Raw genomic sequence first — 26,465 nt, 5'->3', positions numbered from 1 at the left:
CCATTTCAGTCAATGCACCACCCAACCATGCAGTATAGGCGCCCCGCCAGCACCAGGCGCCTCCCCTCCCCCACCGGGGGAGGGGCCGGGGGAGGGGGCACCCGGCAAGAAGCCCGCCACCAGTCAAAGCACCGTCTTGACCGCCGCAGTAGCTGGATCGCCAGTGTTCGGCGTGCCCGCCGGTTCGATCAGCAACAGATGCGCCTCTTCGCTGGCCATCGGGCAATGCTCGACCCCCTTCGGCACCACATAAAGTTCGCCCTCGTTCAGCGTCACATCGCCATCGCGCAGCTGGATCGTAAGCCGACCCTTCAGGACCAGAAAGAAATCGTCGGTCTCCGGGTGCGAATGCCAGACGAACTCGCCCTGCACCTTGACCAGCATGACATCATGGCCGTTGAACCCGGCGATGATCTTTGGCGACCAGTGGTCGGTGAACTTTCCCAGCTCCCGTACCAGATCGATCGCATGGTTCTGCACCGGCGGCGGCACATTCCCCGGATCATCATGATGCGCCTCCAGCCAGGGGATCGCGCGGGTCGTCAGGATGTCGATGACATGGGCCAGCCGCTCCGGCTGCTCCTCGGCATCCAGATAGGCGATGGTGCCGGGGTCGCCCTCCTCGACGAAGCGGGACAGGCCGACCTCGCCGTCCTCACGCCAGTGGTCGGTATCGGGCGCCGATCCGTCCGGCATCAGGAACCGCAACGTCAGGCAGACCTCCCATCCATAGCGGCTGCGCTGCAGATGGACCGCCGATTTGCCCGTGTCGCTCGTGCGCGACCAGGTGGTGCCTTTCAGCGCGTAGCCAAGCGGGCCAAGTGCGGCATCCAGCGCCGCCATGATCGCGCGATGGCCCGCCTCCCGCCGCGCCGGAAACTCCGGGTCCTGCGAGGCGGTGTGAATGCGGGCCGATCGGTCATCGTTGTGCATGAGGTCAGCCTAGCGAGGGTGCCGCGACGGCGCAATGAGGGCAAAACCCTTAACGGAACCTTACCCAGGAATCATCCAACCCGTTGATTTTGCGTGATCGGATCCATTGTCCCACCGTGGGACAACCCTCCCTCACGCCGAAAGCCCGCCCGCCAGATCCGGCACATCCAGCGCCGAGAACCCATAGTGCCGCAGCCACCGCAGGTCGGCCTCGAAGAACGCCCGCAGGTCCGGGATCCCGTATTTCAGCATCGCGATCCGATCGATCCCCATCCCGAACGCAAAGCCCTGCCACTCACTCGGGTCCACCCCGGCGGCGGTAAGCACCTTCGGATGCACCATGCCGGAGCCAAGGATCTCCATCCACTTGTCGCCCTCACCCAGCTTCAGCTGCCCGCCAACGTTGGAGTACCGGATGTCCACCTCAGCTGACGGCTCCGTGAACGGAAAGTGCGACGCCCGGAACCGCAGCTCCACCTTGTCGACCTCGAAGAACGCCCTGCAGAACTCCTCCAGGCACCATTTGAGATTGGCCATCGAGATATCCCGGTCGATCGCCAACCCCTCGACCTGATGGAACATCGGCGTATGCGTCTGGTCCATGTCCATCCGGTAGACCCGGCCCGGAGCAATCACCCGGATCGGCGCGCCATGTTCCATCAGCGCCCGGATCTGCACCGGCGAGGTATGGGTCCGCAGCACATGCGGCGGGCGGTTGTCACCCTCGGCCCGGTGCATGAAGAACGTGTCATGCTCCTGCCGTGCCGGATGCTCGGGTGGAATGTTCAGCGCGTCGAAGTTGTACCAGTCGCTTTCGACCTGTGGCCCCTCGGCCACCGCGAACCCCATATCGGCGAAAATCGCCGTCAGCTCTTCCATCACCTGGGACACCGGATGCACAGTCCCACGAGGCCGCGGCCGCCCCGGCAGCGTCACGTCCAGCCACTCGGCCTTCAGCCGCTCATCCAGCGCCGCATCGCCCAGCGCCATCTTCCGGGCGCGAAGCGCCGCATCAATCTCATCCTTCAGCGCATTCAGCCCAGCCCCCGCCGCCTTCCGCGCCTCCGGCTCCATCTTGCCAAGCGTCGCCATCAGCGCGCTGATCTCGCCCTTCTTGCCCAGGGCACCAACGCGGACCTCCTCCAGCCCCGCCTCATCGGCAGCGCCCGCCACGGCGGCAAGGTATTTGGCCTTGAGCGTGTCGATCCCGTCCATGTCCGTCTCCCGCAAACCCGCTTCGACCTAGCGGGGAAGCCGCTGCTATGCAAGATCGGGGGCGATGCAAGATCGGCCTCAGAAGATCGACCGCCGCCCCCGCACCTCCAGCATCCGGCGCGACCGCACGGTCTGCCCGTTCTGCGCGGTGATCGCGACCGGGGCCTCCTTCAGCCGCTTCTCGATCACCACCAGCGAGTCGTGAAACCTGATCCCCCCGATCTCCCGCGCCAGCGGGTGCAACGGGAAACCCGCGTCATCCTCGGTATACCAGCTGTGCAGGCGGTCGATCAGGTCCTTCGCGAACTCGATGAAACTCGCAGGCTCGCGGAAACCCCCACCGAACCCCGGCCAGTAGCTCGTGTGCGTGTCCTCGACGATATAGAGCCCCCGGTCGTTCAGCCGGGGCCAGAGATGCCGGAAGCTGGTGATCTGCTGGTGCATCTTGTGGCCGCCGTCATCGACGATCAGGTCAAAGGGCCCATGGGCCTGCCCCACCGCTTCAAGAAAAGCCGGGTCGGACTGATCCCCGATCTCCACCTTCGTCCCTGGCAGTTCCAGCGCCCGGCAGGCCGGATCGATGTCGAGGAAGGTCAGCCGAGAGCCCGGCCCAAGAAACCCCTGCCACATCGGCAGCGAGCCGCCCTTGTAGACCCCGATCTCAAGGAACGAGATGTCACGCCCCTGCCAGGCGACCAGAAGATCGTCATAGATCTCCAGATAGTGCTCCATCTTGAAAAGCGTCCGCGCGCCGGTCCGCCCCGGATAGTCGCGGAAATACCTGGTCTCGGCCATGCCTGCCCCCAGCTCTGTCATGGCCCCACTGTCGCGGGTTCCTTGGGCAAGGTCCAGCGGCAGCGGGGTCAGGGCAAAGGGGTCGTCACATCAGCGCAGCTTCCGCCGTTTCAAAGACCACGTTGGGCAACGCGCCCATCACGCCTTCCGGATGACCGGTGCGGCTTGCCACCATGCGCTGGCTCCAAAGCGTCTGCTGGCCACTATGCGAGACCAGACGCACTTTCAGATGCGCGCCATCCGCACTCCGGCCGCCTTCGACCTGCAGGTCCAACGCCGAGCTTGGCTGACCCTCGAACCACTCCGCACCGGCGCCATCCTGCAGAAGGTACTCTGCCGTCAGGCGGGCAATCGCCGCCGCCAGATCGCGCACGACGCGTGATTCACGGCCCTCCGGCAATGAGGTCAAACGCAGCATGAACTGCGGCCCCTGACCGATCTCCGGCTTAACAGCCAACGACGTCGAACCAAGGCCCAGATCGGCGGCCACGCGCTGGCGCTCCTCGGCCAGCCATTCAACGAACGCCCGGTCGTGGATGTCGATCCCTTCCAGGAAGTCCCGACCCTGACGAAGTGCCTGGCGTGCGGCCTCGGGATCGCTTTGAAGATCGGTGACGAACCCATGCAGGGCCACGCAATCCCGGTCGCTCTCCAGAAACAGGGCCAGCGGCCCAAGCGCCTTGCGAAGCTCGGTCAGCGCCTGGCGCAGGCTGCCCGAGGCCTGTTCCGGCCCCCGATCCGACCACAACCGCTGTTCAAGCCAGCGCCGTGGCCGCCGGTGGCCCGGTGTCTGACACAACATGGCGAGAAGAGCGCGCGACTTGGCACCCCGCGGGGTCCGGTCTCGCCCGGCCTCACCAATCACCTGAAACAATCCTACCAAACGAATAAGCATGTTAGCCTCTTCCGTCGCTGTTGTGCTTAGCACCGTTTCACAATTGCGCGGCCAGCGTGAAAGCAGCGTCAATCGGGCCCGACGTCGGGGTGGGGCCTGCATAATCAGGTGAAAACAGGGCCGAACGGTCACCCAGCTGGCCCCGCACTGCGCCGGTCGGACCGGCCTTTTGACGTTGAGCGCAACTGGGGCCAGGCCGCAGCAGCCCCATTTCGGCGAAATCCCAGCGATTCTGGGCACTTCCGACCACAGGCAAAGGGCGCTCCAAAGTTTCACGGGGAATTAACGCTCAGTTTTCCCCCCTGGGCGAAGCTTCAGTGCATCGCCGTACCACAACCGTTCGTTAACGAGTGTCGCCCCCGGAAACCTGCGAAAGGTCATGCCATGCTTCGGCCCATCTCGTCCCTTGCTGCCAAAGGCCCCGTCGATCCCACGCGAGACAACGCCCCGATTCCTCTGGGTGGTACCCTGCACAGGCCGGGCCGGTCCGGGCTAAGCTTTGCAACGCAGGACTATCTTGGCCTGGCCTCGCACCCGGCCGTCCGCGCCGCAGCCCTTTCCGCCGCGGGCCAGAATCGGTCCGCTCCGGCCCTTGCGCTCCAGACCCGCGTCGCCGCATTCCTCGGGCTTCCCCGCGCGGCGCTCTTTCCATCTGGCACCGACGCGATTCGCATGACGCTCCACGCGCTGCTGCGGCCCGGTGATGACGTGATCGTCGATGCCGGGGCCAATTCTGCCATGTTCGAGACTGTTCTGGCGGCCAAGGCCCACCTCCACCGCAGCCCATCCGGGTCGGTCGAGGCGGTCGAGCGCAGGCTTTCCCGCCTTGCCCGGCAGCGCCGCAGCGGACAGCTGTTCGTCGCCGTGTCGGCCATCTCGGCCCACGGATCGAAGATCGCTGACCTGGCCGAGCTTGCCTCGCTTGCCCGGACCCACGGCGCGCTCCTCATCGCCGATGTCACGCATGACCTTGGCGCGATGGGCCAGACGGGCCGCGGGGTGATGGAGATCCAGGGCTGCCTTGGCCGCGTCGATGTCGTTCTCGGCAGCTTCGCCAAAAGCTTCGGCGCGCCGGGAGGCTTTGCCGCTTTCCGCATCCCCTCCCACTACGATCTGCTGCACCTCGGCCAGTGGCGCCCCGCCCCCCTGTCGCCGGTGAACGCCAGCACCATCCTCGCGGCCTTCGACATCGTCGACAGCCCCGAAGGCCGCCGCCGCCGCCGCATTCTGCACGGCAACGCGCTGCGGCTTCGCAATCACCTCATGGCCGACGGCATCAGGGCCATGGGTCACCCCTCGCCCTTCGTCCTTGTCCGCCTGCCGCTTCTGACCGCGCTGCCACGGACCGCACTTCTGGAAAGCGCCGGGCCGGCGGTCAGACTGCTGCAGGCGCCCGCTGTCCCGACCCACGCCCCCCGCTGGCGCATCCAGCTGACGGCCGAGCACGGTCCGGCCGACATCGACGATCTGGCAGAACTGATCCGCGACGTCATGCGGGCCTTCGACCGCCAGCCCAGCCCCCATCGGGCCTGGGAACTGGTCTAGGCCTTCACTGACGCGGTCACATAGTTACAGCTGAGGTCGCGGTCCGACAGGCTCCAGCTCCAGCTCACCGGGTTGAAAACCATCCCCTTGCGGTCCACGGGCCGCAAGCCCGCCTTGCCGATCAGCGTGTAAAGCTCGTCGGGAGTGATGAACTTCGCCCAGTCATGCGTGCCCTTCGGCAGCCACCGCATCACCCACTCCGCCCCGACGATAGCCATCATGAAAGACTTCGGATTCCGGTTCAGCGTCGAACAGATCATAAGGCCACCCGGCTTCAGCAGCTCCTGACAGGCCGTAAGGTACGCCTGCGGGTCCGCCACATGCTCGACCACCTCCATGTTCAGCACCACATCGAACCGCTCACCCGCTGCCGCCAAAGCCTCGGCCGTCGTGTGGCGATAGTCGATCACCAGCCCTGACTGCTCCGCATGCACCTGAGCCACCGGGATGTTCCGCGCCGCCGCGTCCGCGCCCACCACCTCGGCCCCCAGCCGCGCCATCGGCTCCGACAAAAGCCCCCCACCACAGCCGATGTCCAAGAGCCGCAACCCCTTGAACGGCAGCCCCCCCGCCAGATCCCGCCCGAACTCGGCGGCAATCTGCCGGGTGATATAGTCCAGCCGACAGGGGTTAAGCATATGCAAAGGCTTGAACTTGCCGGCCGGATCCCACCATTCCGCCGCCATCGCCTCGAACTTGGCCACTTCCGCCGGATCGACCGTATCCACCGCCATAATTGCCTCCGTATTGCCCTTCGACACAAGGCTCACGCAGCGCTATATAGGGCGGATATGGATCAGAGATCAGGTCAAAAGCGCGCAGTCGAGTTCCTTTACCCGCCGATCGAGCCCTTCGATCAGCGCATGATGGATATGGGCGACGGCCATCGCGTCTATGTCGAACAATGCGGCAATCCGCAGGGCAAGCCCGTCTTCGTCTTCCACGGCGGCCCCGGCGGCGGCTGCTCCCCCGCCATGCGCCGCTACTTCGACCCCCGGCACTACCGCGTCGTGCTTTTCGACCAGCGGGGCTGCGGCCGGTCCCGCCCGCATGCCTCGGTCACCGCCAACACCACCTGGCACCTGGTCCAGGACATCGAGACGATCCGCACGACGCTTGGCATCGAAAGCTTCATCGCCTTCGGCGGCAGCTGGGGCGCCGCGCTTGCCCTGATCTACGCCCTCGCCCACCCCGACCGGGTGGCCCATCTGGTCCTCCGCGGCGTGTTCCTGATGACCAAGGCCGAGCTTTTCTGGTTCTACGGCGGTGCCGCCGGTGCCTTCTTCCCCGACCTCTGGTCTCGCTTCGTCGAGGTCATCCCCGCCGACGAACGTAGCGACCTCATCGCCGCCTACCACCGCCGTCTCTTCTCCGGCAACCTGGTCGAAGAAACCCGCTACGGCCGCATCTGGGCCAACTGGGAAAACGCACTCGCCTCGATCCAGAACGAGGGCGCCCTCGGCGAAAGCCCCTCCGACTACGCCCGCGCCTTCGCACGCCTTGAAAACCACTATTTCCAGAACGCAGGCTTCCTGGAAAGCGACGGCTGGATCCTGCGCGAGCGCAAACGCATCGAGCATCTCCCCGCCACCATCGTCCAGGGCCGCTACGACATGATCTGCCCCCCGCTCGCCGCCTGGCAACTGTCGCAGGGCTGGGCGAAGTGCGAGCTGAAGATGATCCCCATGGCCGGCCACGCCCTCTCCGAACCGGGGATCAGCGAGGCACTCGTCCGGGTAATGGACACGCTGCGCCTGGGGTAGGCGGGCTTCGGCCCCGGAACCGCCCCAAAAACTCTCCACTCTCCTCCGCATTTGCTCTTTTCCAAATACTCTCAGGGGGTTTGGGGGCAGAATGCCCCCATCGCCCGAGCCGGTTGGCCGAAGGCCAGAGGCGAGACAAAAGGCTTGCGGCGAATGCCGCTCAATAAATCGGACCAGCAGACACCTCAGCCCACCGCTGCACATCTTGAGAGGATCTCGTCGACAACGCGGGCAAGCGGAACACGCGCATCAATGCTGACCGCATCCTTCGGAACGTCCTCTTTCGTCGCATGCAACCGCGCAATGAACTGCCTTTCGCTTGGCCTGCCCCCGAACTCGTCCTCGGGCCGCGCCGCCAGACGTTCGTTCAGGGTGTCGATATCCACCTCAAGAACGAAAACCCCGTCAAACAACTCAATGAAACGACTGAAATTCCGGGAACCGCCGCAGAAGAACGACATCGCGTGGCGTCGATCGGCGGTCAGGGACCTGACCTTGCCCACATCCCAGATGTGATGCTCGTGCCCCGACCCACCCAGCGGCGCACCCGTCTCCGGATCACCCTGATACGCCAGCTCCCGATCACCGTGGATCGCATGATACCCCCGCCGCAGCAGTTCATCGCAGACCGAGGTTTTACCGGTGCCAGAAACGCCTTCGATCAGGTAGTTCTTGGTGCCCATTTCCGCCCAGCCAGGTCGACCTGTTATCGGGTGACAACCATGTCATACAAACGACGGTAGCCCCGGCGCCCGGCACTCTCAACAGCCGCTGAGCGGCGTATGTTTGGTCAGTCGAATGTCTGCTTTGCGAGAGGAAGCCGACCTTTACACAAGCTTTGCTTCAGTGAATGATCTTGTTGCTCGAAAGGTGCGCGGAAAGGCAAAGTTATGCGGCGAGAGATTGTAGAGATTTATTCTGATCACACAAACGCAGCAATTCTTAGGCATCCGGGGCGTAAGTTCCCCGGTGTTCTTTTGCAGGGTGATACTCTTCATGCGCTCTGCCAAGACATTGATAACGTGCTAGAAAAACTAGACCGTAGCAGTTCAGTGTATCAAGGTCTCAACGAAATCAGAAACTCCCTTTGGAACTTCAAGAGCCACTACAAGTCCGTCTTGGTGGAACACAATTTGCCGATACCGTTTTCCGAGGGCTGACCCTTATTCGGTGTTCGCATGTCAATTTCATCATGGCGACCAAGTTGCTTTGGGCTCAAACTGGACAGCGAACTAACCGAGTATTGCCCGGCACGCACTCCATTGCGTGCCCCACTCGTCCCCAGCAAACTTTACCAAAAGCACAAGAGACTCCGATCACACTGGCAATCCCCTGCCTGCCTGATAGCTTCACCCTACACAGCATTGCTAGAGACCCCTTCATGGCCGAAATCCTTGGCACCCCCGATTTCTGGCCAACCCTCCTCCTGCTCGCCGCCATCACCCTCGCCGCCAGCCTGGCCCGAGGGTTCTCCGGCTTCGGCGCCGCCCTGATCTTCGTCCCCCTCGTCAGCGCCCTTGTCGGACCCCAGGTTGCCGTGCCGCTTCTCCTCGTCACCGATGGCATCATGACCGCCGGGATGATCCCCAAAGCCGTGAAGACCGCCGACCGGCGCGATGTCCTGACCATGGCGCTTGGAGCCCTTGTCGGCGTTCCCACCGGCACCTGGCTTCTGACCTCGCTGGACCCGGTGACCCTCCGCTGGGCCATCGTCGTCCTTGCGGCCCTCATGCTGGCGGTGCTGATCTCCGGCTGGCGCTATCGGAACCGACCGACGCCGCCCCTCACCGTCCTCGTCGGGCTGGTCTCGGGCTTCTTCTCCGGAGCCGCCCAGATCGGCGGCCCGCCCGTCGTGGCCTACTGGCTTGGCGGCTCAGGCACCGCGACGGTCGTCCGGGCCAACATCATCTTCTTCTTCGCCGTCACCACCACGATTGCCGCCGTCGGCTACATCTGGGGCGGGCTGATCACCTGGCGGATCCTTGTGCTGGCCGCCATCATCGCGCCGATCTACGGGCTTGGCGCCTGGGCAGGCAGCTGCATGTTCGGACTGGCGAGCGAGCAGACCTTCCGCCGCATCTGCCTTGGCATGATCGCCCTTGCGACCGTGGTCAGCATGCCGGTGCTCGACGGCTGGCTGCGCGGGGGTTGAGTTGAAGGATTAACGCTTCCCTAACGGCCACCCACGTTAAAACGTGAAATCAATATCTTAGGCCATATGGGCACCGTGCCCAATCAAATCTCACGCCCGCTTCCCCACCACCGCGACGCCCAGCGCTTCCAGCACCTTCGCCTCGATATGGGCCGCATCCAGCCCCGCGACCCGATACATCGCCTCCGGGCTCGCCTGGTCGATGAAGATGTCCGGCAGGACCATCGAGCGGAACTTGAGCCCCCGATCAAACACCCCCGCCTCGGCCAGAACCTGAGCCACCTGCGACCCGAAGCCCCCGATCGCACCCTCCTCGACCGTGACCACAGCCTCATGCTCCCGAGCCAGCCGCAGGATCAGCTCCTGATCCAGAGGCTTCGCAAACCGGGCATCCGCGACTGTCACCGAAACCCCCCGCACCGCCAGCGCCTCAGCGGCCCGCAACGACTCCCCCAACCGAGTCCCAAACGACAGGAGAGCCACCCGCGACCCCTCCCGCAGAACCCGGCCCTTGCCGATCTCCAGCGGCACCCCCCGCGCGGGCATCTCAACGCCAGAACCCTCACCCCGAGGATACCGGAACGCAATCGGCCCCTGATCCCAGGCGGCGGCGGTCGCCACCATATGCACCAGCTCCGCCTCATCCGCCGCGGCCATCACCACCATGCCCGGCAGGCTGGACATGAACCCCACATCAAACGCCCCCGCATGTGTCGCCCCGTCGGCCCCCACCAGACCCGCCCGGTCGATGGCAAAGCGCACCGGCAACCGCTGGATCGCCACGTCATGCACCACCTGGTCATAGCCCCGCTGCAGGAACGTCGAGTAGATCGCCGCAAACGGCTTCATCCCCCCCGCCGCCAACCCCGCACTGAAGGTCACCGCATGCTGCTCGGCAATCCCCACGTCGAAGCACCGCTTCGGGAACCGCCCCGCAAAGAGATCCAGCCCCGTCCCGTCCGGCATCGCCGCCGTCACCGCGACGATCTTCGGATCAAGCTCGGCCTCGGCAATCAGGCTCTGCGCAAAGACCTTGGTGTAGGACGGAGCATTCGACGCCGCCTTCACCTGCACCCCAGTCAGCACATCGAACTTGCCCGTCGCATGGCCCTTGTCCCGCGCCGCTTCGGCCGGGGCATAGCCCTTGCCTTTCTTCGTCAGCACATGAACCAGCACCGGCCCCGTCGCCCGCGCCTTCACAGTCCGGAGCACCGGGAGAAGCTGGTCCAGATCATGCCCGTCAATCGGGCCCACATAGTCAAACCCCAGCGACTCGAACAAAGTCCCGCCCACCGCCATGCCCTTCAGCATGTCTTTGGCCCGCTTCGCCCCTTCCTGCAGCGGCGGAGGCAGCAACCCAAGGAACCCCTTCGCCACCTGCTTCAGGTCATGCATCGGCGCTTCGGCATAAAGCCGCGACAGGTGGGCCGACAGCGCGCCCACTGGCGGGGCAATCGACATCTCGTTGTCGTTCAGGATCACGAAGAACCGCTTGCCGATGTGCCCCGCGTTGTTCATCGCCTCGAACGCCATGCCCGCCGACATCGCCCCATCGCCGATCACCGCAATCGCATCACCCGGATCGCCCCCAAGGTCCGCCGCCATCGCGAAGCCCAAAGCCGCCGAGATCGACGTGGACGAATGCGCCGCCCCGAATGGGTCATAAGGGCTTTCCGACCGCTTGGTGAAACCCGAAAGGCCCCCCTCCATCCGCAAGGTGCGAATGCGGTCCCGCCGCCCGGTCAGGATCTTGTGGGGATAGCACTGATGCCCCACGTCCCAGATCAGCTTGTCGCGCGGGGTGTCGAAGACCGCGTGCAAAGCCACCGTCAGCTCCACCACCCCAAGCCCCGCGCCCAGATGCCCGCCGGTCACCGACACGGCCGAGATCGTCTCGGCCCGCAGCTCGTCGGCCAACTGCCGCAGCTCGCGGTCGCTCAACGCCTTGAGGTCCGAGGGCAACTTTACCCGGTCGAGTATCGGGAACTGGGGATGGTCGGGCATGGGACAACCAGATGCAAGCTTGGGGCCGGTTTAGACGGTATTGCCGAAAGGGGCAATCACGCCGGACGCCGCACGCTCAGCGCGGAGTTCCGCCGACCTGCAGGGCGCCAGCCCAAGTCCGGCCCGACCTGGTCAGATTTCAAATTTTAGCCCGGATCACACCCAACTCTCGACACTATTTGCAGATTTCGGTCGCCCCGCCAAAAGCGGGATTCCCGCTGTGTACGGCGCACGTTCATTCCGATCGCGGACTTGTATGTCCCACAAAAAAGAGGAAACCATGCGGTTTACCCAGACCAAAGACGCCTATCCCCTTCACCGGATCACGACATCACCGCTGCGCCTGACGCTTTGTCTGGCGGCGGGCCTTGCGGTCCTTCCGGCCGTCACCACGGCCAGACCGATATCGCTCCAGATCCACGCACCGCAGGCAGCAGTTTCGGCTTCCACAGCTCAGACCGAAGACCAGAAGGTGGCCCTGATCGCGGGCCTGATCCTTGTCGAGCGTGACCTGCTTCTTGGCCAGCTTTTCCTGCGGGACGGCATGGTCAGCGGCGATGGCTCGCACTTCCTCCGTCCGCGACGCGACAGCTTTCCCCAGATCAAGGATGGCCTGGCCAAGGCAGGGCTCCCGGACCTGGAACCGCTTCTCATCGCGCTTGAGCAGGCCAAAGGGCAAGCTGCCGTCTACACAGCCTATGTCGATGTGCTTGCCGGTCTGGAGGAGGCCAAGTCGGCCCTCAAGCCCAGCGGGCACGATGTGTTGCGCGCCGTGATCCAGTCGGTCGAAGCCGGGGGTTCCCTGCTTGATCCGTGCGGCAAGACCAATGTCATCGCCTACCAGGAAGCCTGGGGCCTTCTGATGGTGGCGCGCAGGGAACTGGACATACTGACGCACAGCTCTGACCCGGCGATCAAGAAGTCGGCAACGAAGATGGCGGTGGCTTTCGACGACGTCATTCTTTCAGCACCTGACCCTGACGCGCGTGCGCCCGTCCCGTTCGATCCGGCGCTGGTGGATGGCCTTGTCGGAACGCTCAAGAGCGAAGCCGGGAAGATCTAGGCCCGCCCGAAGCCCGCATATCAGGACTGCCGCTCGACGACAAAGCGGGCGGCAGACCGCAGGTTCGCCGCCCGCTCACCATAAGGCGCAAGCGCCACTTCGGCCTCAACCACCAGATCACGCGACCGTTGCGCGGCGGCCTCAAGCCCCAGAAGCGACACGAAGGTCGCTTTGCCAGCCTCCGCATCCTTGCGCAGCCGCTTCCCGGTCTTCGCGGCATCGCCGGTCACATCAAGGATGTCGTCGGCAATCTGGAAGGCCAGGCCAAGCGCCGTGGCATAGCGGCGCAGGGGCATAGGGTCCGCCCCGGCGATCAGGGCGCCCGCTTCCGCGGCAAACCGGATCAGCGCGCCGGTCTTGCCCGCCTGCAGGGCAGTGATCTCGTCCAGCGTCAGGGGGCGCCCCGCGGTTTCGGCGGCGATGTCCAGCGCCTGACCCAGCACCATCCCGTCGATCCCCGAAGCGCGCGAAAGCGCCGCGACGAGTGCCACCCTCACATCGGCACCACCCAGTGCCGGATCGGTCAGAAGCTCGAATGCCAGCGTCTGCAGCGCGTCCCCGGCCAGAACGGCCGTCGCCTCATCCCATGTCTTGTGAACCGTCGGCTGGCCACGGCGAAGGTCATCGTCGTCCATGCAAGGCAGGTCGTCGTGCACCAGACTGTAGGCATGCAGCGCCTCGACCGCCGCCGCCGCGGGCAGGGCCCGGCTTTCGGGTACCCCCAGCATCCGCGCGCCCTCAAGCACCAGGAACCCCCGCAGCCGCTTGCCGCCGCGCACGGCATACCGCATGGCATGGGTAACCGGCTGATCGGCACGGTTCAGCAAGGCCGTCTGCAGATGCGCTTCGATCAGCGCCGCATCTGCCGCCAGCCGTTCGGGAAAGTTCACATCCCCTCCGCCGGGGTAGTGCCCACTGCGCGGCCTTCCTGGGCCCGGATCAGCTCTACCTTCTCCTCGGCGTCCTTCAGCTTTTCGGCACAATAGGCCTTCAGCTTCGCACCCCGCTCATAAAGCGCAATCGACTGCTCAAGCGGGACTTCACCCCGCTCCAGCGCACCCACGACCTGCTCCAGCGCGGCCATCGCCTCTTCGAAGCTCATCCCCTCGACAGGTTTTTCGCTCATCGGCCCCGCTCCTCCAGAACGCCCACATGTGCCGCGACCGAGGCCGCCAGCGCATCCAGATCATAGCCACCCTCAAGTGTCGAGACCACCCGCCCCCCAGCAAAGTCGCACAGACGGTCGGTCAGCCAGGCATAATCCTCGGCCTGCCATTCCAGCCCCGCCAGCGGATCGTCGGCATGCGCATCGAACCCCGCCGAGATCAACAAGAGCTCCGGCCCCCAAGCCTTGAGCATCGGGAAGACCACACGCTCATAGACATCCCGCATCGCCGCCCCGCCCGAGCCTTCGCGCAACGGCACGTTCAGCACCTGCCCATGCGCGCCGCGTTCGTCCGGCCGCCCGGTACCGGGATAAAGCGGCATCTGGTGGGAAGAAACGAAGAGACACCGCCCCTCGTCCCACAAAAGATCCTGCGTCCCGTTCCCGTGATGCACATCGAAATCGACAATCGCGACCCGCCCCAACCCATGATGATCCAGCGCCCGCTTCGCGCCGATGGCCACCGTCCCGAAGAGGCAAAACCCCATCGCCGTCTCGCGTTCCGCATGATGCCCCGGAGGCCGCCCGGCCACGAAAGCCGTCTTCACCGCACCGGACACGACCGCATCGACGGCAGCGCACATGCCCCCCACCGCCCGCATCGCAGCCTCATAAGACCCCGGCGACATGAACGTATCCGGGTCCAGCTGGGCCCAACCCTCCGCGGGCTCCGCCCCCCTGATCCGCTCTACATACCGCGCCGGGTGGCACCGCAGGACATCGGCCTCGTCGGCCATGGGACACTCCCGCAGCTCGACCGCCAGCCCTGCAAGCCCGCGTTCCACCGCCGCCAGGCGATCCACCCGCTCCGCATGGCCGGGCGGCGTCACATGGTGGCGGAAAGCCTCATGAGTGAACACAAGCACTACAAAGCCCTTTCATCTTTGCCAAAGTATCCCGGGGGTCCGGGGGCTGGCCCCCGGCGGTCAGCCAAGCTCAATCCGGCTGCAGCATATATCCCTCGCCCCGCACCGTCTGCAGATAGCGCGGGGTCTTCGGGTCTTCCTCGATCTTCCGCCTCAGCCGGGTGATCTGCACGTCCACCGCCCGCTCCTGCGCCGCATCCACGCCCGCCCCATCGCCCACAAGCTTCTCGCGGCTGATCGGCGTCCCCAGCGCGCCGGCGAAAATCCGCATCAGCTGCGCCTCGGTCGCGGTCAGCCGCACCGGCACCTCGCCGCGCCACATCTCGCCCCGGTCCAGATCGTATCGCACCGCGCCCAGATGGATCACCTGCCGCACCGGCTCCGCCGCCTTCGCCTGCGGCACCCGGCGCAGGATCGCGTTGATCCGGAGCAAAAGCTCCTTCGGCTCGAACGGCTTCACCAGGTAGTCGTCCGCCCCCGCTTCCAGCCCCTCGATCCGGTTCGACGCCTCGCCCCGCGCGGTCAGCAGCAGGATCGGCGTCGTCAGCCGCCTCCGCAGATCGCGTGTCAGCGTCACCCCATCCTCGCCCGGCATCATCACGTCGAGGACGATCATGTCGAACTCCAGCCCCCCCAGGATGCGCCTGGCCTGCGCCGCGTCCCTGGCGACCGACACCAGAAACCCGCTTCGCATCAAGAACTTCTGCAGAAGCCCCCTGATCCGTTCATCATCGTCGACAATCAGCAGATGCGCGTCCGGAACCATCAGCCGCCCTCCTTCAGGCGGTTGTATTGCTTGCGCATCTCCGGGTCCATCATTGCCTCCAGCACCTGCCGAAACCCGGCCACCGCAGCGGGCCCCGCAGCCCGATAGGCGGCCCGCATCCGCGCGCGCTGCGCGTCAGACAGCTCCCGCTCCAGCGCGACGCCCTTCTCTGTCAGGTACAAAAGCCGCTCCCGCGCGTCAACGCGCCCCTTTTCGCTGCGCACAAGGCCATCGTCGATCAAAGTCCGCAACACACGATTCAACGACTGCTTTGTAACACCAAGGATCGACAGCAGGTTCGACACCGTCGTCCCGGGTGAGCGATGCACGAAATGGATCGCCCGATGATGCGCCCGGCCATAGTCCATGCCTTCCAGAATGCGGTCGGGGTCGGCGGTAAAGCCGCGATAGGCGAAGAACATCGCTTCTATCCCCTTGCGCAAGTGCTCGTCCGTCAGGAACAGCAGGTTCTCCCCGCCCGGCGTATCGGCCATCCGTGCCTCCCATTTCGGATGAATTTACGTCAGCCTTGTTGACTTTCCAAGCACGAACCCGTAACTCTCCCCCGATTTCGCGCAAGAATCTGTCCGGATCGGACCTTTCAGGCGCAATATTCGCAAAGCAGGAGGCTTCGATGTCAGGTTACGACGATCGCGACGGGTTCATCTGGATGGACGGCAAGCTGGTGGAATGGCGCTCGGCCAATGTTCACATCCTGACCCATGCCTTGCACTATGCATCAGCCGTCTTCGAGGGCGAGCGGTGCTACAACGGCAAGATCTTCAAGGGACATGAGCATTCTGTCCGCCTCCTGAAGTCGGGCGATCTCCTCGACATGCCGATCCCCTACTCCGCCGACCAGATCGACGCCGCGAAGGAAGCCACCCTCAAGGCCAACAATCTGACCGACGCCTATATCCGTGCCATCGCCTGGCGCGGCGCCGGGCCTGACATGGGGGTCGCCTCGCTGAACAACCCCGTCCGCCTGGCCGTCGCCGTCTGGACCTGGGGCAGCTACTACGGCGATGCCAAGTTCAAGGGCGCGAAGCTCGACATCGCCAAATGGAAGCGTCCCTCGCCCGAGACAATCCCGTCCGAGGCGAAAGCGGCGGGCCTCTACATGATCTGCACGATGTCGAAGCACGCGGCACAGGCCAAGGGCTGCTCGGACGCGATGATGTTCGACTACCGCGGCTACGTGGCCGAGGCGACGGGGGCCAACATCTTCTTCGTCAAGGACGGCGAGGTGCACACCCCGAAAGCCGACTGCTTCCTGAACGGGCTCACCCGCCAGACCGTGATCGGGATGCTGAAGGACATGCAGATCAAGGTCCACGAACGCCACATCATGCCGGAAGAGCTGGAAAGCTTTGAACAATGCTGGCTGACCGGCACCGCAGCCGAAGTCACACCCGTCGGCCAGATCGGCGACTACAACTTTGAAGTGGGCGACCTGACCAAACGCGTCGCGACCGAGTACGAACGGCTGGTGCGGGCCTAAGCCGGGGTTGGTCTTCGCTGGTCTGCTGGCTGGGCTTCCCGACATCCGGAAGGTCTGTCGGGCTTTCCGGTCGGCAACCAGTTTCGGGGCTCAAGAAGTCGTTATGCCGACCGACTCACCCGCCTCGAATAATCTGTTGGTCTTGAGTGTTTTTTCAGCACTGTCCGGTCATCAAAGCGCCCTTTTCGCGCACTTTGCTGGTAGGCAACCACTTTTGGGCGGCAAGCCAGGTCGATGACAAACGTGCTTTTCACCTCCGCCCCGGCGGAGTATGTCTCTAACATATTGTTCCGAAAGGAACTCACCGGCGAGGGTGCATTGATTCGCCCGTTTTCCTTTGTGACTATGCCATTTCGGACCCTGCTATTCGGCATGATCCTGGTCGACCTGTGTTTCATTCTTGTGAATGTTCTGGCCATCGTGGCCCGGAAGGCGTCCCTGATCTCGGGTGTGCCCGAAATGCTTGAGGTTACCAACGACGGCGCCCTGCCCGAAGACTTCAACTATCTGAAATGGGCGGTGATCGTGCTGGCGTTGTGCTGGCTGGCGATCCGCAAACGGTGGCTGGCTCCGGCGCTTTGGGCCCTCGTTTTCATGATGATCCTGGCAGACGACGCGCTTCAGCTTCACGAACGGCTGGGCCACGAAGTCTCGGTCAACTCAGCGCTTCCGTCGAATTCGCTCCTGTATGGCGACGACCTTGGCGAGATCCTGGTCTTCGTGGCCATGGGGCTTGTTGCCATCGTCCTTACGACCGCCCTTTTCAAGCGACAGGGGGTCGCAGACCGCACCTTGAGTCTTCGGTATGCGCTGATCATTGCCGGCTTGGGGTTTTTCGGGGTTGGGGTCGATGCTTTGCACCAGGTGATGGCGCATCTGCTTCAGGGCGCCAGCTTTTCATCGGCGCTGCCCCGCCTCCTTGGGCTGATCGAGGATGGCGGCGAAATGATTGTCGCCAGCATCGCCTTTGCCTTTACCCTTGCCGCAGACCCCGTTGCCAGGTCAGACGAGCCGACGACCATCTAGGCTGGGCTTTTGGCGGTCAGGCGATTTCGGTCACGACCTCGATATTGCCCTTCGTCGCGTTCGAATACGGGCAGATGAAATGCCCGCGCTCGGCGATCTTTTCGGCCACCGCACGGTCGACCCCGGGCATCGCGACGACCAGCTTGACCTTCAGGCCGAAACCGCCGTCCGACCTTGCCCCGATGCCAACATGCGCGTTCACGGTTGCGCCGTCCGGGACCGTCCCCAGCTTCTCGCTGGTCGCCGCAAACCGCATCGCGCCCAGGTAGCAGGCGGCATAGCCAAGGGCGAAAAGCTCCTCGGGGTTGTGGCCGAGGCCCGAGCCGCCCAGTTCCTTCGGGCTCGCGTGGGTTATGGTCAGCTGACCATTTACCAAGGTGCTCAAGCCATTGCGACCACCACCAGTCGCCTTGGCCTCGGTCCAATACTTTGTATCGACGGACATCGCTCATCCTTTCAGGTCTTCACGAGCGGCTTAGGCCCGTCAATGTTCAATGCGCGGTTAACGCCCACTTCCAAGCCCTTGATTTCGCTCAGCTCAAAAGACTGCCCACTGTGGGCAGCCTCAGACCATGCGCCCCCGCTCGATCCGCAGGAACTGCCTCAGCCGCGACGGCCCCGCCTTGCCCCTTGGCCGCAGCCAGGTCTCTCTCGGCGTCCTCGCAAGCCGCAGGAAATGCTTCAGGCGGCCCCCGGTGGTCCGGCTTCGATGATCCGCAAGATGACGGCCCATGCTGTCCTCCCAGGTTGTGCAACTGCCCCGAAGCTTGCGCCCGAATCGTCGCCGCGCCAACCCTCTCTTTTCGCGCCCCCGCGCCATCCCGCCGACCGGGGCGGCAAAAGCCCTTGCCACCTTGGGCCAAGTGTGGATGGTCAGCAGGGGTGAGGGAGACGAAGATTCTGGGGGGAATATGCGGCTGAAGAACAAGACCGTCCTGATCACGGCGGCAGGGCAGGGCATCGGACGCGCAAGCGCCATCGCCTGCGCCGCAGAAGGCGCCCGGGTGATCGCCACCGACGTGGACCCCGAGCTTCTGAAGGGCCTGGATGCCGACTGCCACGCGCTGGACGTGACCGACGGCGCCGCGATCCATGCCCTGCGAGACCGGCTCCCGCGCCTCGACGGCCTCTTCAACTGCGCGGGCTATGTCGCGCACGGCACGATCCTCGACGTCACCGACCGCGACTGGGATTTCTCGTTCGACCTGAACGTGAAGTCGATGCTGCACACCAGCCGCGCCTTCCTTCCGGGTATGCTGGAACAGGCCAAAGCCACCGGCACCGCCTCGGTCCTGAACATGGCCTCGATCGCCTCCTCGGTGAAGGGCATCGTCAACCGGGCCGCCTATGGCGCGACCAAGGCCGCCGTCATCGGCCTGACCAAGGCCATCGCCGCCGATTTCGTCAAGACCGGCCTCCGCTGCAACGCGATCTGCCCCGGCACGGTCGACACCCCCTCGCTGCGGGGCCGCATCGCCCAGGCCGCCGATCCGGTGCAGGCCGAGAAAGACTTCATCGCCCGCCAGCCCATGGGGCGCCTCGCCACGACCGACGACATCGTCCCGCTGGTGATCTTCCTTCTGGCCGACGAAAGCCGCTTTGTGACCGGCCAAGCCTGCATGGTCGACGGCGGCATCTCGATCTAAGGCGACCCGAAACCCAATCCAGGAAAGCAACGACCGCCATGAAACTTCTCCGCTACGGCCCGAAGGGCGCTGAAAAGCCCGGTCTCCTGGACCAGAACGGCCAGATCCGCGATCTCTCGGCCCATGTCACCGATATCGCCGGCGCAGCGCTTTCGGCCGAAGGCCTGACACCGCTGGCCGCGATCGACCCGCAAAGCCTGCCTCTGGTTCCCGGCGTCCCGCAAAAGGACATCCGCCTTGGCCCCTGCGTCGGCGGCACCCGCAAGTTCATCTGCATCGGCCTGAACTACGCCGACCACGCCGCCGAAACCGGCGCCGCGATCCCCGCCGAGCCGATCATCTTCAACAAATGGATCACCGCCATGTGCGGCCCCGACGATGACGTCGAGATTCCCCGCGGCTCGGCGAAAACCGACTGGGAGGTCGAGCTTGGCGTCGTCATCGGCACCGGCGGCAAGTACATCGCGGAAGAAGACGCGCTGAACCATGTCGCGGGCTACTGCGTCATCAACGACGTCTCGGAACGCGAATACCAGATCGAACGTGGCGGCACCTGGGACAAGGGCAAGGGCTGCGACACCTTCGGCCCGACCGGCCCATGGCTCGTGACCAAGGACGAAGCGGGCGACATCACCAAGCTGAAGATGTGGCTCGATGTCGACGCGCACCGCTACCAGAACGGCTCGACCGCGACGATGATCTTTGGCGTGCCACACCTCGTGTCCTACGTCTCGCGCTTCATGTCGCTGGAGCCCGGCGATGTCATCTCGACCGGCACCCCCCCTGGCGTGGGCCTCGGGCAGAAGCCGCCGGTCTATCTGAAAGGTGGCGAAGTGATGCGGCTAGGGATCGACGGGCTTGGCACCCAGACGCAGCGGGTGGTGAAGACATGACCCCGCCCGCAAGGCCCTGACCATGGACCTTGGACTTCGGAACAAGGTCGTCATCGTGACCGGCGGCGGATCCGGGATCGGCGCTGCGGTCAGTGAAGTCCTGTCGGAAGAAGGCGCCGTCCCGGTCATCCTGACCCGCCGCCCGCCCGACGCGGGTTGGCTAAAGCGCCTGGACCGCGCCGATTTCGTGCAGGCCGACCTCTCAGACGATGACCAATGCCGTCGGGCGGTGACCGAGATCCGTGTCAGGTATGGCCGGATCGACGGTCTGGTGAACAACGCCGGAGCGAATGACTCCGTCGGGATCGAGGCCGGGCCGCAGGCCTTCCGCGACAGCCTTGATCGCAATCTGGTGCACTACTACACGCTTGTGCACCTCGTGGCCGACGATCTCAGGGCCTCGAAAGGCGCCATCGTCAATGTGTCGTCGAAGACCGCGCTGACCGGCCAGGGCGCGACCTCGGCCTATGTCGCCGCCAAAGCCGCCCAGCTTGGCCTGACGCGGGAGTGGGCAGCGGCATTCCTGAAGGACGGGGTCAGGGTCAATGCCGTGATCCCGGCCGAGGTCATGACACCGCTTTACGCCAACTGGCTGAAGACCTTCCCCGACCCCGAGGCGCGACTGGCCGATATCACCCGCCGCATTCCGCTCGGCCACCGCATGACCACCCCGCGCGAGATCGCTGACGCAGTGGTGTTCCTGCTCTCGCCCCGGTCCTCGCATACGACGGGGCAGTGGCTGTTCCCGGATGGCGGCTATACGCACCTGGACCGGGCCATCGCCGAGGGTTGAAGCCTAGGCACCGAGCCGACCAAGCGCCCATTGGGCCGCATCGGCCACCGTTGGATCGGGATCGCCCACCAGCCCCCCCGCCACCTCGCGCAAGGCCGGCAGCCCTGAGTTTCCGATCGCATAAAGAACGTTCCGCACAAACCGGTCCCGCCCGATCCGCTTGATCGGACTGCCCGCAAACCGCGCCCGGAACCCTGCGTCGTCCAGGGCAGCAAGCTCTGCCAGCTCGGGCAGGCCAACCTTTGGCTGATAGCCCATTTCGCCCGCCGCAACGGCAAACTTGTTCCAGGGGCAGACCGCCAGACAGTCGTCGCAGCCATAGATACGGTTGCCCATCAGACCCCGCAACTCTGGGTCGACCGGTCCCTTATGTTCGATGGTCAGGTAGGAAATGCAGCGGCGGGCGTCCAGCTGATAGGGCGCAGGAAAGGCCTTGGTCGGGCAGATATCCAGACAAGCGGTGCATGAGCCGCAATGATCGACCTCTGGAGCATCCGGCTCCAGCTCCAAAGTCGTGAAGATCGCCCCCAGAAAGACCCAGTTCCCCAGATCCCGCCCCAGAAGGTTGGTATGCTTCCCCTGCCACCCCAGCCCCGCCGCTTGCGCCAAAGGCTTTTCCATGACCGGAGCCGTATCGACAAACACCTTGATCTCGCCGCCCGCCTGATCGATCAGCCAGCGCCCCAACCGCTTCAGCCGCCGCTTCACCAGATCGTGGTAGTCCTTCCCTTGCGCATAGCAGCTGATCACCCCCCGATCGCGCTCTGCCAAACCCGCCATCGGGTCATCTTCCGGAGTGTAGGCCTCCGCCAGCATGATCACCGACCGGGCTTCAGGCCAAAGCGCCGCCGGGCTCCCCCGCCATTCCTCGCGCTCAGCCATCCAGCCCATCTGCCCGTGCCGCCCTTCGGCCAGGAACGCCCGCAACCGCCCAGCCGCCTCCGGCACCGCATCGGGCCGACAGACCCCCGCTTTCACGAACCCCTCCTCCAGGGCCCGCGCCACAAGCTGCTCTTTCCTCAGCCCTTTCATCTTTGCCGAAATATCCCGGGGGTCCGGGGGCTGGCCCCCGGTCGACGTCTGCGATCAGAAATCCAGATCGGCATAATGCGCGGCCGGCGGAAAGCCGGAGATCTGGTCGGCCAGAAGCGGACGGAAGCTCGGCCGCGACTTGATCTTCGCATACCAGTCCTTCAGCACCGCATGCCGGTGCCAGTCGACATCGCTGATGTAGTCCAGACAGCTCAGGTGCGCGGCAGCGGTGAAATCGGCCAGCGTCATCGTGTCGCCCGCCAGCCACCGGCGCTGATCCAGAAGCCACGCCATGTAATCCAGGTGATACTTGATCCGCGCCGAGCCCAGCTTGACGTTCTTCGAATCCGGATAGCCCTGGCCGGTGACCTTCTTGTTCACCCGCTCGTACAGAAGCTTCGACGTCACTTCGTTGTGGAACTTGTCGTCGAACCAGGAGCAAAGCCTGCGCACCTCGTACCGGCCATCCGCATCCCTCGGCATCAGCGGCACCTGCGGCGCGATCTCTTCCAGATACTCGCAGATCGCCTGACTTTCGCTCATCGTCCGGGTGCCCATCTTCAGGATCGGCACTTTCCCCGCCGGATTGCGGCGCAGGAAGTCGGGCGAGGGTTCCCAATACCGCTCCTCGACCAGCTCCACCTCGATCTTCTTCTCTGCCAGCGTGAGGCGCACCTTGCGGCAGAAGGGCGAGAGGGGAACATGGTACAGGCGGTTCATGAAGCAGCGGCCTCCGGTCTGCCCAACTCATTGCCGCGACGGCCGCCGGATTTCAATCCCCGGCCCGCTTCAGCCCGCAAAACAGGCGGAACGACCGTCCGCCGCGATGGTCTCGGCGCCCGAAATGATGGCCCGCGTCCTGCTGCGGACGAAGCTTGTCGGTTTCGACGCGCTGCGCCCCTTCGGGTCCGGCAGCACTGCCGCCAGCCGCGCGGCCTGCAGCGCGCTCAGATCATTCGCGTCCACTCCAAAGTAGTGCTGCGCCGCCGCCTGCACACCGAAGACACCTTCGTCGAACTCGGCCACGTTCAGATATACCTCCAGAATGCGCTCTTTCGACCAGACCAGTTCCACCACCGGCGTCAGCACCGCCTCCATCGCCTTCCGAACATAGCTCCGCCCGTGCCAGAGGAAGACGTTCTTCACGACCTGCTGGCTGATGGTCGACGCGCCCCGGTTGCTGCCCTCTTCGATCGCCTGCCGGATGGCCGCCATATCGAAGCCCCAGTGGTTGCAGAAGTTCGCGTCCTCCGCCGCCACGGCAGACCGGCCCATGACCGGGGCGATCTCCTCCCACGACACCCAGTCCTTCTCGATCCCGCCAAGCCGCCAGGACTCGCTCATCTGGTAAAGGTTGATCGGCGGGGGGACGATGGCGAAAAGCAGGATCAGGAACGCAAAGAAGCCGACGACCGCCCCCAGTCCCCTCGCGACCCACTTCAGCGCGAAGCGAAGGCGCGAACGCTTTGCAGGCGCCTCATCGGTCTTGGCCTTGCGCTTTCGCGTGGTCGGAGATGGCTTCTCTGCGGATTTCTCGGTCATCGCCGCCAATTGATGCAAGGTGACATCGCCCGTCAAGCACAGAACCCGTCAGAAGTCGCCGCCCGCCTGAAGCTGCGCCAGCGCCTGACCGGGGATCTGATCCTGCATGTCGTAAAGCGCTTCCTCTGCCTCCGGGCTAAGCCGGGTTCGCAGGACCTTCGGGCTTGGCTTGAGGCCCTTCACCCGATCGACCACCCGGTCCGCGCCAAGCATGCGCACCCGCATCCCGACTGCCGCACCCCCCTTGTCCAGCGAGCGTGCCACATCTTTCAGGAACTTCGGATCGAGACCGGCATCGTATAACCGCGCCGCCAGGCCTCCCTCGCTCGCCTCCGGGGACCGGCGGTCAAGGAACAGCATCCCGATCAGGGTTCCCCAACGCCCGCCCCCCAATGGGCTACCAGTTGCAAGGTCGATGGACTGGTTGACCGAAACCCGATCTTTGCCGTTGCCCGTGATCACGACGATATCCTCGGGTTCCGTCCCCGCCTCCTGTTGCAGGGCCGCAAGGTTTTCGCCGGCAACGAAAGCTGCGTCCAGGCTGCGATAGACGATGACGATCAGGTCGGACACGAACGGCGCTCCACAACGGGTTTGACTCCCGCGCCAATCTAGGCGCGGGAGCAAATCGGCAACAAGCAGAATCGGGAGGGCCGCGCCCTTGGCAGCCGATCAGCCTGGGGCTACGCCCTCGGCATAAAGCGCGGCCTGGTCCGGACTTGGGGGGATCGGGCGGATCACGTCGATCAGCACAGCATCCGGACCGGCGACGATAAAGTGACGCTGGCCCCAATCCTCATCTCTAAGGGGAAGCGCGATGGCCAGCCCGGCGCCGCTAAGGCGGTCATAGTGGTGATCAACGTCTTCCACCTCAAAGTTCAGGATCATTCCGCCCGTCCGGTTGCGCGCCGCCTCTGGAATGGTCGGGTGGTCCTGCGCGATCACGGCAAGGTTGACCGAGGGGTCTTCGGTCGATTGCAGATGAACGTACCAATCGGCCTCATACCGCGGGCGGAAGGCGAAATGGGTCTGGTAGAAGGCCGAAGCAGCCGCGACATCGGCGCTAAGGAGCACGGGGTAGTAGCTGGTCGTACGCATGGGCTTCCTTTCGCTTTCAGGTTTGATACACTGTGTACGTAAATAACATACAGGATGTATGTATGCAAGAGATTCGGCGGCGGTCACAGCAAGAGCGCAGCCAGACGATGCGGGCGGCACTGATCCACGCGGGGCGGGAGCTTTTCGTCCGCAACGGGTTCGCGGCGACAGCGACACCCGACATCGTTGCTTCGGCCGGCGTGACGCGCGGCGCGCTTTACCATCACTTCCAGGACAAGGAAGATCTGTTTGCGGCGGTCATAAGGGCCGAGGCCGAAGCCATCGCCGCAGCTATCGAGGCCGCGGACTTCAGCGACACGACGCCCCTTGCCGCGCTGATCCGGGGTGGCGAGGCCTTCCTCGACGCGATGACCGTGCCGGGGCGCACCCGGCTGATGCTGGTCGAGGCGCCCGCGGTCCTAACCCCCGAACTTCTGGCCGAAGTCGACGCGGCCACTGGCGGCAAGACACTTGAAGACGGGTTGCGGGCGGCGGGCGTCGATCAAACCGGCCCCTTGTCCGCCCTGCTTTCGGCGGCTTATGACCGCGCAGCGCAGGCCATCGACCGGGGAGAGCCTTCCGGCCCATGGCGTGCCGCGCTGAAGCAGTTGTTGGAAGGGGTGGTCGGATGATCACGCGCGGGTTCACCAAAGGCGATGCGGTGTCAGAGGCGGTCTATTCCGACTGCGAGAAGTACCGCTACCTCCTGACCCGGGTCTGGGGCGCGGGCCAGAAAGCGCTGTTCGTGATGCTTAACCCGTCGACGGCGACCGAGGTGCAGAACGACCCGACGGTCGAGCGTTGCGAACGGCGCGCGCGGGCGCTGGGCTTCGGCGCCTTCCGCGTGACCAACATCTTCGCGTTCAGGGCGACCGACCCGCGAGTGATGCGCGCGGTCGACGACCCCGTTGGCCCGGCCAACGATGCGGCAATTCTTGAAAGCGCGCCGTGGGCCGACAAGATCATCTGCGCCTGGGGGAACCACGGCCTGCATCTGGATCGCGGAGCAAAGGTCGAGGCGCTGCTACGAAACACCGGTGCCGCGCTGTTTCACTTGGGCATCACCGGCCAAAGCCAGCCGCGTCATCCGCTTTATGTCAGCTACGACCAACAACCCGAACGCTGGTAGACGGGCTCAAAAGCGGCAACCAGTCTGATGTCTGCCTGATCCATCGGTGACCGTCTACGGCCGCTGTTTTGGCGCCGGGGCGTTTCGCCCCGACATTGCTGGTCAGAATTGGCCCTGCCATCGACTGTCTCTGGGCAATGACCAGCGGCTAGAACGCAAGCGCATGATCGGATCTCGTGGAACCGCTCCTCGAGCACTTCGTGCACTCCTCGCTACGTGCCCCCCGACGAGTGCACGAAGTACTCGAGGAGGCCGCGACGGAAGATGCGCGAGACGTCATGGCGACAGCGATTCCGACCGATCCGATCTTGCTCTGGCAGGCGGTTTCAGACGGCGACGATCCGGATGTCCGCTTGGTCCGCCGGTGCGCCGTTCACGACTGCGGCTTTGGCGCCGGGCCGTTTCGCTCGGACGAGGTGCCGCCATCGACTCTATGTGAGCACCACCAGCAGGCCCAACACTGGAGGGCCGGCCCAGGCCGCAACCAGCCGGACATCGGCATGATCCATCGGTGACTCCTCGCTACGTGCCCCCCGACGAGTGCACGAAGTACTCGAGGAGGCCGCGACGGAGGATGCGCGAGATGTCATGGCGACAGCGATTCCGACCGATCCGATCTTGCTCTGGCAGGCGGATTCAGACG

General features: G+C 64.7%; 31 protein-coding genes. 12 read left to right on the top strand and 19 right to left on the bottom strand.

Annotation, left to right across the window (positions count from 1 at the left end):
* Positions 1-123: 123 nt before the first annotated feature.
* The 4 genes from ACRCSW_RS03875 to ACRCSW_RS03860 all read right to left on the bottom strand — a co-directional run bounded on the left by ACRCSW_RS03875 (position 124) and on the right by ACRCSW_RS03860 (position 3,838).
* The gene (locus tag ACRCSW_RS03875; protein WP_438702745.1) at positions 124-933 is read right to left on the bottom strand and encodes a cupin domain-containing protein; all 810 of its coding nucleotides are present in this window, start codon (positions 931-933) and stop codon (positions 124-126) included.
* 132 nt (positions 934-1,065) lie between these two features.
* A complete protein-coding gene (gene pheS, locus ACRCSW_RS03870) occupies positions 1,066-2,139 on the bottom strand; it encodes a phenylalanine--tRNA ligase subunit alpha (RefSeq protein ID WP_438702749.1) in 1,074 nt (357 codons plus the stop codon).
* A gap of 87 nt (positions 2,140-2,226) precedes the next feature.
* A complete protein-coding gene (locus ACRCSW_RS03865) occupies positions 2,227-2,943 on the bottom strand; it encodes a class I SAM-dependent methyltransferase (RefSeq protein ID WP_438702744.1) in 717 nt (238 codons plus the stop codon).
* Between the two features lie 85 nt (positions 2,944-3,028).
* The gene (locus tag ACRCSW_RS03860) at positions 3,029-3,838 is read right to left on the bottom strand and encodes an AfsR/SARP family transcriptional regulator (RefSeq protein WP_438702742.1); all 810 of its coding nucleotides are present in this window, start codon (positions 3,836-3,838) and stop codon (positions 3,029-3,031) included.
* Positions 3,839-4,222: 384 nt separating this feature from the next.
* On the opposite strand from ACRCSW_RS03860, the gene ACRCSW_RS03855 reads away from it, so the two are divergent.
* Positions 4,223-5,383: an aminotransferase class I/II-fold pyridoxal phosphate-dependent enzyme gene (locus tag ACRCSW_RS03855; RefSeq protein WP_438702740.1), complete on the top strand. Its 1,161-nt coding sequence runs from the start codon at positions 4,223-4,225 to the stop codon at positions 5,381-5,383.
* Here ACRCSW_RS03855 and ubiG read toward each other — a convergent pair.
* On the bottom strand, positions 5,380-6,117 hold the full coding sequence (gene ubiG, locus ACRCSW_RS03850; RefSeq protein ID WP_438702738.1) for a bifunctional 2-polyprenyl-6-hydroxyphenol methylase/3-demethylubiquinol 3-O-methyltransferase UbiG: 738 nt from the start codon (positions 6,115-6,117) through the stop codon (positions 5,380-5,382). The genes ACRCSW_RS03855 and ubiG overlap by 4 nt on opposite strands.
* Positions 6,118-6,174: 57 nt before the next feature.
* Here ubiG and pip point away from each other — a divergent pair, with 57 nt between their 5' ends.
* Complete coding sequence (pip, locus tag ACRCSW_RS03845; protein ID WP_438702736.1) at positions 6,175-7,146, top strand: prolyl aminopeptidase; 972 nt, start codon at positions 6,175-6,177, stop codon at positions 7,144-7,146.
* 185 nt (positions 7,147-7,331) lie between these two features.
* On the opposite strand, the gene ACRCSW_RS03840 is transcribed toward pip, so the two are convergent.
* Positions 7,332-7,829 carry a hypothetical protein gene (locus ACRCSW_RS03840; protein ID WP_438702734.1) on the bottom strand — a complete coding sequence of 166 codons (498 nt, stop codon included), beginning with the start codon at positions 7,827-7,829 and terminating at the stop codon, positions 7,332-7,334.
* Positions 7,830-8,036: 207 nt separating this feature from the next.
* Between ACRCSW_RS03840 and ACRCSW_RS03835 the strand changes: the two genes are divergently transcribed.
* Complete coding sequence (locus tag ACRCSW_RS03835) at positions 8,037-8,306, top strand: DUF6959 family protein (RefSeq protein ID WP_438702732.1); 270 nt, start codon at positions 8,037-8,039, stop codon at positions 8,304-8,306.
* A gap of 221 nt (positions 8,307-8,527) precedes the next feature.
* Positions 8,528-9,298, top strand: a complete 771-nt coding sequence (locus ACRCSW_RS03830) for a sulfite exporter TauE/SafE family protein (protein WP_438702730.1) — start codon at positions 8,528-8,530, stop codon at positions 9,296-9,298.
* A 90-nt stretch (positions 9,299-9,388) separates the two neighbouring features.
* Here ACRCSW_RS03830 and dxs read toward each other — a convergent pair whose 3' ends face one another.
* On the bottom strand, positions 9,389-11,302 hold the full coding sequence (gene dxs / locus ACRCSW_RS03825; RefSeq protein ID WP_438702728.1) for a 1-deoxy-D-xylulose-5-phosphate synthase: 1,914 nt from the start codon (positions 11,300-11,302) through the stop codon (positions 9,389-9,391).
* 280 nt (positions 11,303-11,582) lie between these two features.
* Here dxs and ACRCSW_RS03820 point away from each other — a divergent pair, with 280 nt between their 5' ends.
* Positions 11,583-12,365, top strand: a complete 783-nt coding sequence (locus tag ACRCSW_RS03820; protein ID WP_438702727.1) for a hypothetical protein — start codon at positions 11,583-11,585, stop codon at positions 12,363-12,365.
* Positions 12,366-12,385: 20 nt separating this feature from the next.
* Here the strand turns inward: ACRCSW_RS03820 and ACRCSW_RS03815 are convergent, their stop codons facing one another.
* The 5 genes from ACRCSW_RS03815 to ACRCSW_RS03795 all read right to left on the bottom strand — a co-directional run bounded on the left by ACRCSW_RS03815 (position 12,386) and on the right by ACRCSW_RS03795 (position 15,656).
* Positions 12,386-13,255 (bottom strand): polyprenyl synthetase family protein, encoded by an 870-nt coding sequence (locus tag ACRCSW_RS03815; protein ID WP_438702725.1) that lies wholly within the window; start codon positions 13,253-13,255, stop codon positions 12,386-12,388.
* Positions 13,252-13,491, bottom strand: a complete 240-nt coding sequence (locus ACRCSW_RS03810; protein WP_438702724.1) for an exodeoxyribonuclease VII small subunit — start codon at positions 13,489-13,491, stop codon at positions 13,252-13,254. Before ACRCSW_RS03810 ends, ACRCSW_RS03815 begins: the two co-directional genes overlap by 4 nt.
* On the bottom strand, positions 13,488-14,396 hold the full coding sequence (locus tag ACRCSW_RS03805; protein ID WP_438702722.1) for a histone deacetylase family protein: 909 nt from the start codon (positions 14,394-14,396) through the stop codon (positions 13,488-13,490). The genes ACRCSW_RS03810 and ACRCSW_RS03805 overlap by 4 nt, the downstream gene beginning before the upstream one ends.
* A gap of 70 nt (positions 14,397-14,466) precedes the next feature.
* Positions 14,467-15,165, bottom strand: coding sequence for a response regulator (locus tag ACRCSW_RS03800; protein ID WP_438702747.1), 699 nt, complete (start codon positions 15,163-15,165; stop codon positions 14,467-14,469).
* The gene (locus tag ACRCSW_RS03795; protein ID WP_438702721.1) at positions 15,162-15,656 is read right to left on the bottom strand and encodes a MarR family winged helix-turn-helix transcriptional regulator; all 495 of its coding nucleotides are present in this window, start codon (positions 15,654-15,656) and stop codon (positions 15,162-15,164) included. Before ACRCSW_RS03795 ends, ACRCSW_RS03800 begins: the two co-directional genes overlap by 4 nt.
* A 140-nt stretch (positions 15,657-15,796) precedes the next feature.
* On the opposite strand from ACRCSW_RS03795, the gene ACRCSW_RS03790 reads away from it, so the two are divergent.
* Entirely contained in the window at positions 15,797-16,663 is an 867-nt protein-coding gene (locus tag ACRCSW_RS03790; protein ID WP_438702719.1) for a branched-chain amino acid aminotransferase, read from the top strand.
* 372 nt (positions 16,664-17,035) lie between these two features.
* Entirely contained in the window at positions 17,036-17,689 is a 654-nt protein-coding gene (locus ACRCSW_RS03785) for a hypothetical protein (RefSeq protein ID WP_438702718.1), read from the top strand.
* A 16-nt stretch (positions 17,690-17,705) separates the two neighbouring features.
* Here the strand turns inward: ACRCSW_RS03785 and ACRCSW_RS03780 are convergent, their stop codons facing one another.
* Together ACRCSW_RS03780 and ACRCSW_RS03775 are read right to left on the bottom strand one after the other, a co-directional pair.
* A complete protein-coding gene (locus ACRCSW_RS03780) occupies positions 17,706-18,134 on the bottom strand; it encodes an organic hydroperoxide resistance protein (protein WP_438702717.1) in 429 nt (142 codons plus the stop codon).
* A 120-nt stretch (positions 18,135-18,254) separates the two neighbouring features.
* Positions 18,255-18,422 (bottom strand): hypothetical protein, encoded by a 168-nt coding sequence (locus ACRCSW_RS03775; RefSeq protein ID WP_438702716.1) that lies wholly within the window; start codon positions 18,420-18,422, stop codon positions 18,255-18,257.
* A gap of 178 nt (positions 18,423-18,600) precedes the next feature.
* On the opposite strand from ACRCSW_RS03775, the gene ACRCSW_RS03770 reads away from it, so the two are divergent.
* Genes ACRCSW_RS03770 through ACRCSW_RS03760 form a run of 3 tightly spaced genes read left to right on the top strand, consistent with a single transcriptional unit; the run spans position 18,601 to position 21,021 of the window.
* Positions 18,601-19,335: an SDR family oxidoreductase gene (locus ACRCSW_RS03770; RefSeq protein ID WP_438702714.1), complete on the top strand. Its 735-nt coding sequence runs from the start codon at positions 18,601-18,603 to the stop codon at positions 19,333-19,335.
* A 38-nt stretch (positions 19,336-19,373) separates the two neighbouring features.
* Positions 19,374-20,228 carry a fumarylacetoacetate hydrolase family protein gene (locus ACRCSW_RS03765; protein ID WP_438702712.1) on the top strand — a complete coding sequence of 285 codons (855 nt, stop codon included), beginning with the start codon at positions 19,374-19,376 and terminating at the stop codon, positions 20,226-20,228.
* A gap of 22 nt (positions 20,229-20,250) precedes the next feature.
* Positions 20,251-21,021 (top strand): SDR family oxidoreductase, encoded by a 771-nt coding sequence (locus tag ACRCSW_RS03760; RefSeq protein ID WP_438702711.1) that lies wholly within the window; start codon positions 20,251-20,253, stop codon positions 21,019-21,021.
* Between the two features lie 3 nt (positions 21,022-21,024).
* Here ACRCSW_RS03760 and queG read toward each other — a convergent pair whose 3' ends face one another.
* The 5 genes from queG to ACRCSW_RS03735 form a co-directional block, all read right to left on the bottom strand.
* On the bottom strand, positions 21,025-22,053 hold the full coding sequence (gene queG / locus ACRCSW_RS03755) for a tRNA epoxyqueuosine(34) reductase QueG (RefSeq protein WP_438702709.1): 1,029 nt from the start codon (positions 22,051-22,053) through the stop codon (positions 21,025-21,027).
* Positions 22,054-22,107: 54 nt separating this feature from the next.
* Complete coding sequence (fzlA, locus tag ACRCSW_RS03750; protein WP_438702707.1) at positions 22,108-22,773, bottom strand: FtsZ-binding protein FzlA; 666 nt, start codon at positions 22,771-22,773, stop codon at positions 22,108-22,110.
* Between the two features lie 69 nt (positions 22,774-22,842).
* Entirely contained in the window at positions 22,843-23,595 is a 753-nt protein-coding gene (mtgA, locus tag ACRCSW_RS03745; RefSeq protein WP_438702705.1) for a monofunctional biosynthetic peptidoglycan transglycosylase, read from the bottom strand.
* A 48-nt stretch (positions 23,596-23,643) separates the two neighbouring features.
* Positions 23,644-24,168 carry a DUF1269 domain-containing protein gene (locus ACRCSW_RS03740; RefSeq protein ID WP_438702704.1) on the bottom strand — a complete coding sequence of 175 codons (525 nt, stop codon included), beginning with the start codon at positions 24,166-24,168 and terminating at the stop codon, positions 23,644-23,646.
* A 99-nt stretch (positions 24,169-24,267) separates the two neighbouring features.
* On the bottom strand, positions 24,268-24,693 hold the full coding sequence (locus ACRCSW_RS03735; protein WP_438702703.1) for a VOC family protein: 426 nt from the start codon (positions 24,691-24,693) through the stop codon (positions 24,268-24,270).
* Positions 24,694-24,755: 62 nt separating this feature from the next.
* On the opposite strand from ACRCSW_RS03735, the gene ACRCSW_RS03730 reads away from it, so the two are divergent.
* Positions 24,756-25,325, top strand: coding sequence for a TetR family transcriptional regulator (locus ACRCSW_RS03730; RefSeq protein ID WP_438702701.1), 570 nt, complete (start codon positions 24,756-24,758; stop codon positions 25,323-25,325).
* Positions 25,322-25,822 (top strand): DUF1643 domain-containing protein, encoded by a 501-nt coding sequence (locus ACRCSW_RS03725; protein ID WP_438702699.1) that lies wholly within the window; start codon positions 25,322-25,324, stop codon positions 25,820-25,822. The genes ACRCSW_RS03730 and ACRCSW_RS03725 overlap by 4 nt, the downstream gene beginning before the upstream one ends.
* Positions 25,823-26,465 lie beyond the last annotated feature (643 nt).

It is taken from the genome of Tabrizicola sp., from assembly GCF_051645465.1.
Lineage (GTDB): Bacteria > Pseudomonadota > Alphaproteobacteria > Rhodobacterales > Rhodobacteraceae > Tabrizicola.
This window is presented reverse-complemented; position numbering and strand designations above follow the sequence as displayed.

Bases quoted from the DNA above. Each gene is read 5' to 3' on its own strand.
- ACRCSW_RS03875 (WP_438702745.1), bottom strand. From the start codon at position 933: ATGCACAACGATGACCGATCGGCCCGCATTCACACCGCCTCGCAGGAC.
- ACRCSW_RS03810 (WP_438702724.1), bottom strand. From the start codon at position 13,491: ATGAGCGAAAAACCTGTCGAGGGGATGAGCTTCGAAGAGGCGATGGCC.
- ACRCSW_RS03765 (WP_438702712.1), top strand. From the start codon at position 19,374: ATGAAACTTCTCCGCTACGGCCCGAAGGGCGCTGAAAAGCCCGGTCTC.
- ACRCSW_RS03840 (WP_438702734.1), bottom strand. From the start codon at position 7,829: ATGGGCACCAAGAACTACCTGATCGAAGGCGTTTCTGGCACCGGTAAA.
- mtgA (WP_438702705.1), bottom strand. From the start codon at position 23,595: ATGACCGAGAAATCCGCAGAGAAGCCATCTCCGACCACGCGAAAGCGC.
- dxs (WP_438702728.1), bottom strand. From the start codon at position 11,302: ATGCCCGACCATCCCCAGTTCCCGATACTCGACCGGGTAAAGTTGCCC.
- ACRCSW_RS03730 (WP_438702701.1), top strand. From the start codon at position 24,756: ATGCAAGAGATTCGGCGGCGGTCACAGCAAGAGCGCAGCCAGACGATG.
- queG (WP_438702709.1), bottom strand. From the start codon at position 22,053: ATGAAAGGGCTGAGGAAAGAGCAGCTTGTGGCGCGGGCCCTGGAGGAG.
- ACRCSW_RS03820 (WP_438702727.1), top strand. From the start codon at position 11,583: ATGCGGTTTACCCAGACCAAAGACGCCTATCCCCTTCACCGGATCACG.
- ACRCSW_RS03860 (WP_438702742.1), bottom strand. From the start codon at position 3,838: ATGCTTATTCGTTTGGTAGGATTGTTTCAGGTGATTGGTGAGGCCGGG.
- ACRCSW_RS03855 (WP_438702740.1), top strand. From the start codon at position 4,223: ATGCTTCGGCCCATCTCGTCCCTTGCTGCCAAAGGCCCCGTCGATCCC.
- ACRCSW_RS03770 (WP_438702714.1), top strand. From the start codon at position 18,601: ATGCGGCTGAAGAACAAGACCGTCCTGATCACGGCGGCAGGGCAGGGC.
- ubiG (WP_438702738.1), bottom strand. From the start codon at position 6,117: ATGGCGGTGGATACGGTCGATCCGGCGGAAGTGGCCAAGTTCGAGGCG.
- pip (WP_438702736.1), top strand. From the start codon at position 6,175: ATGGATCAGAGATCAGGTCAAAAGCGCGCAGTCGAGTTCCTTTACCCG.
- ACRCSW_RS03830 (WP_438702730.1), top strand. From the start codon at position 8,528: ATGGCCGAAATCCTTGGCACCCCCGATTTCTGGCCAACCCTCCTCCTG.
- ACRCSW_RS03865 (WP_438702744.1), bottom strand. From the start codon at position 2,943: ATGGCCGAGACCAGGTATTTCCGCGACTATCCGGGGCGGACCGGCGCG.
- ACRCSW_RS03790 (WP_438702719.1), top strand. From the start codon at position 15,797: ATGTCAGGTTACGACGATCGCGACGGGTTCATCTGGATGGACGGCAAG.
- ACRCSW_RS03785 (WP_438702718.1), top strand. From the start codon at position 17,036: ATGATCCTGGTCGACCTGTGTTTCATTCTTGTGAATGTTCTGGCCATC.
- ACRCSW_RS03725 (WP_438702699.1), top strand. From the start codon at position 25,322: ATGATCACGCGCGGGTTCACCAAAGGCGATGCGGTGTCAGAGGCGGTC.
- ACRCSW_RS03795 (WP_438702721.1), bottom strand. From the start codon at position 15,656: ATGGCCGATACGCCGGGCGGGGAGAACCTGCTGTTCCTGACGGACGAG.
- ACRCSW_RS03735 (WP_438702703.1), bottom strand. From the start codon at position 24,693: ATGCGTACGACCAGCTACTACCCCGTGCTCCTTAGCGCCGATGTCGCG.
- fzlA (WP_438702707.1), bottom strand. From the start codon at position 22,773: ATGAACCGCCTGTACCATGTTCCCCTCTCGCCCTTCTGCCGCAAGGTG.
- ACRCSW_RS03780 (WP_438702717.1), bottom strand. From the start codon at position 18,134: ATGTCCGTCGATACAAAGTATTGGACCGAGGCCAAGGCGACTGGTGGT.
- ACRCSW_RS03760 (WP_438702711.1), top strand. From the start codon at position 20,251: ATGGACCTTGGACTTCGGAACAAGGTCGTCATCGTGACCGGCGGCGGA.
- ACRCSW_RS03835 (WP_438702732.1), top strand. From the start codon at position 8,037: ATGCGGCGAGAGATTGTAGAGATTTATTCTGATCACACAAACGCAGCA.
- ACRCSW_RS03775 (WP_438702716.1), bottom strand. From the start codon at position 18,422: ATGGGCCGTCATCTTGCGGATCATCGAAGCCGGACCACCGGGGGCCGC.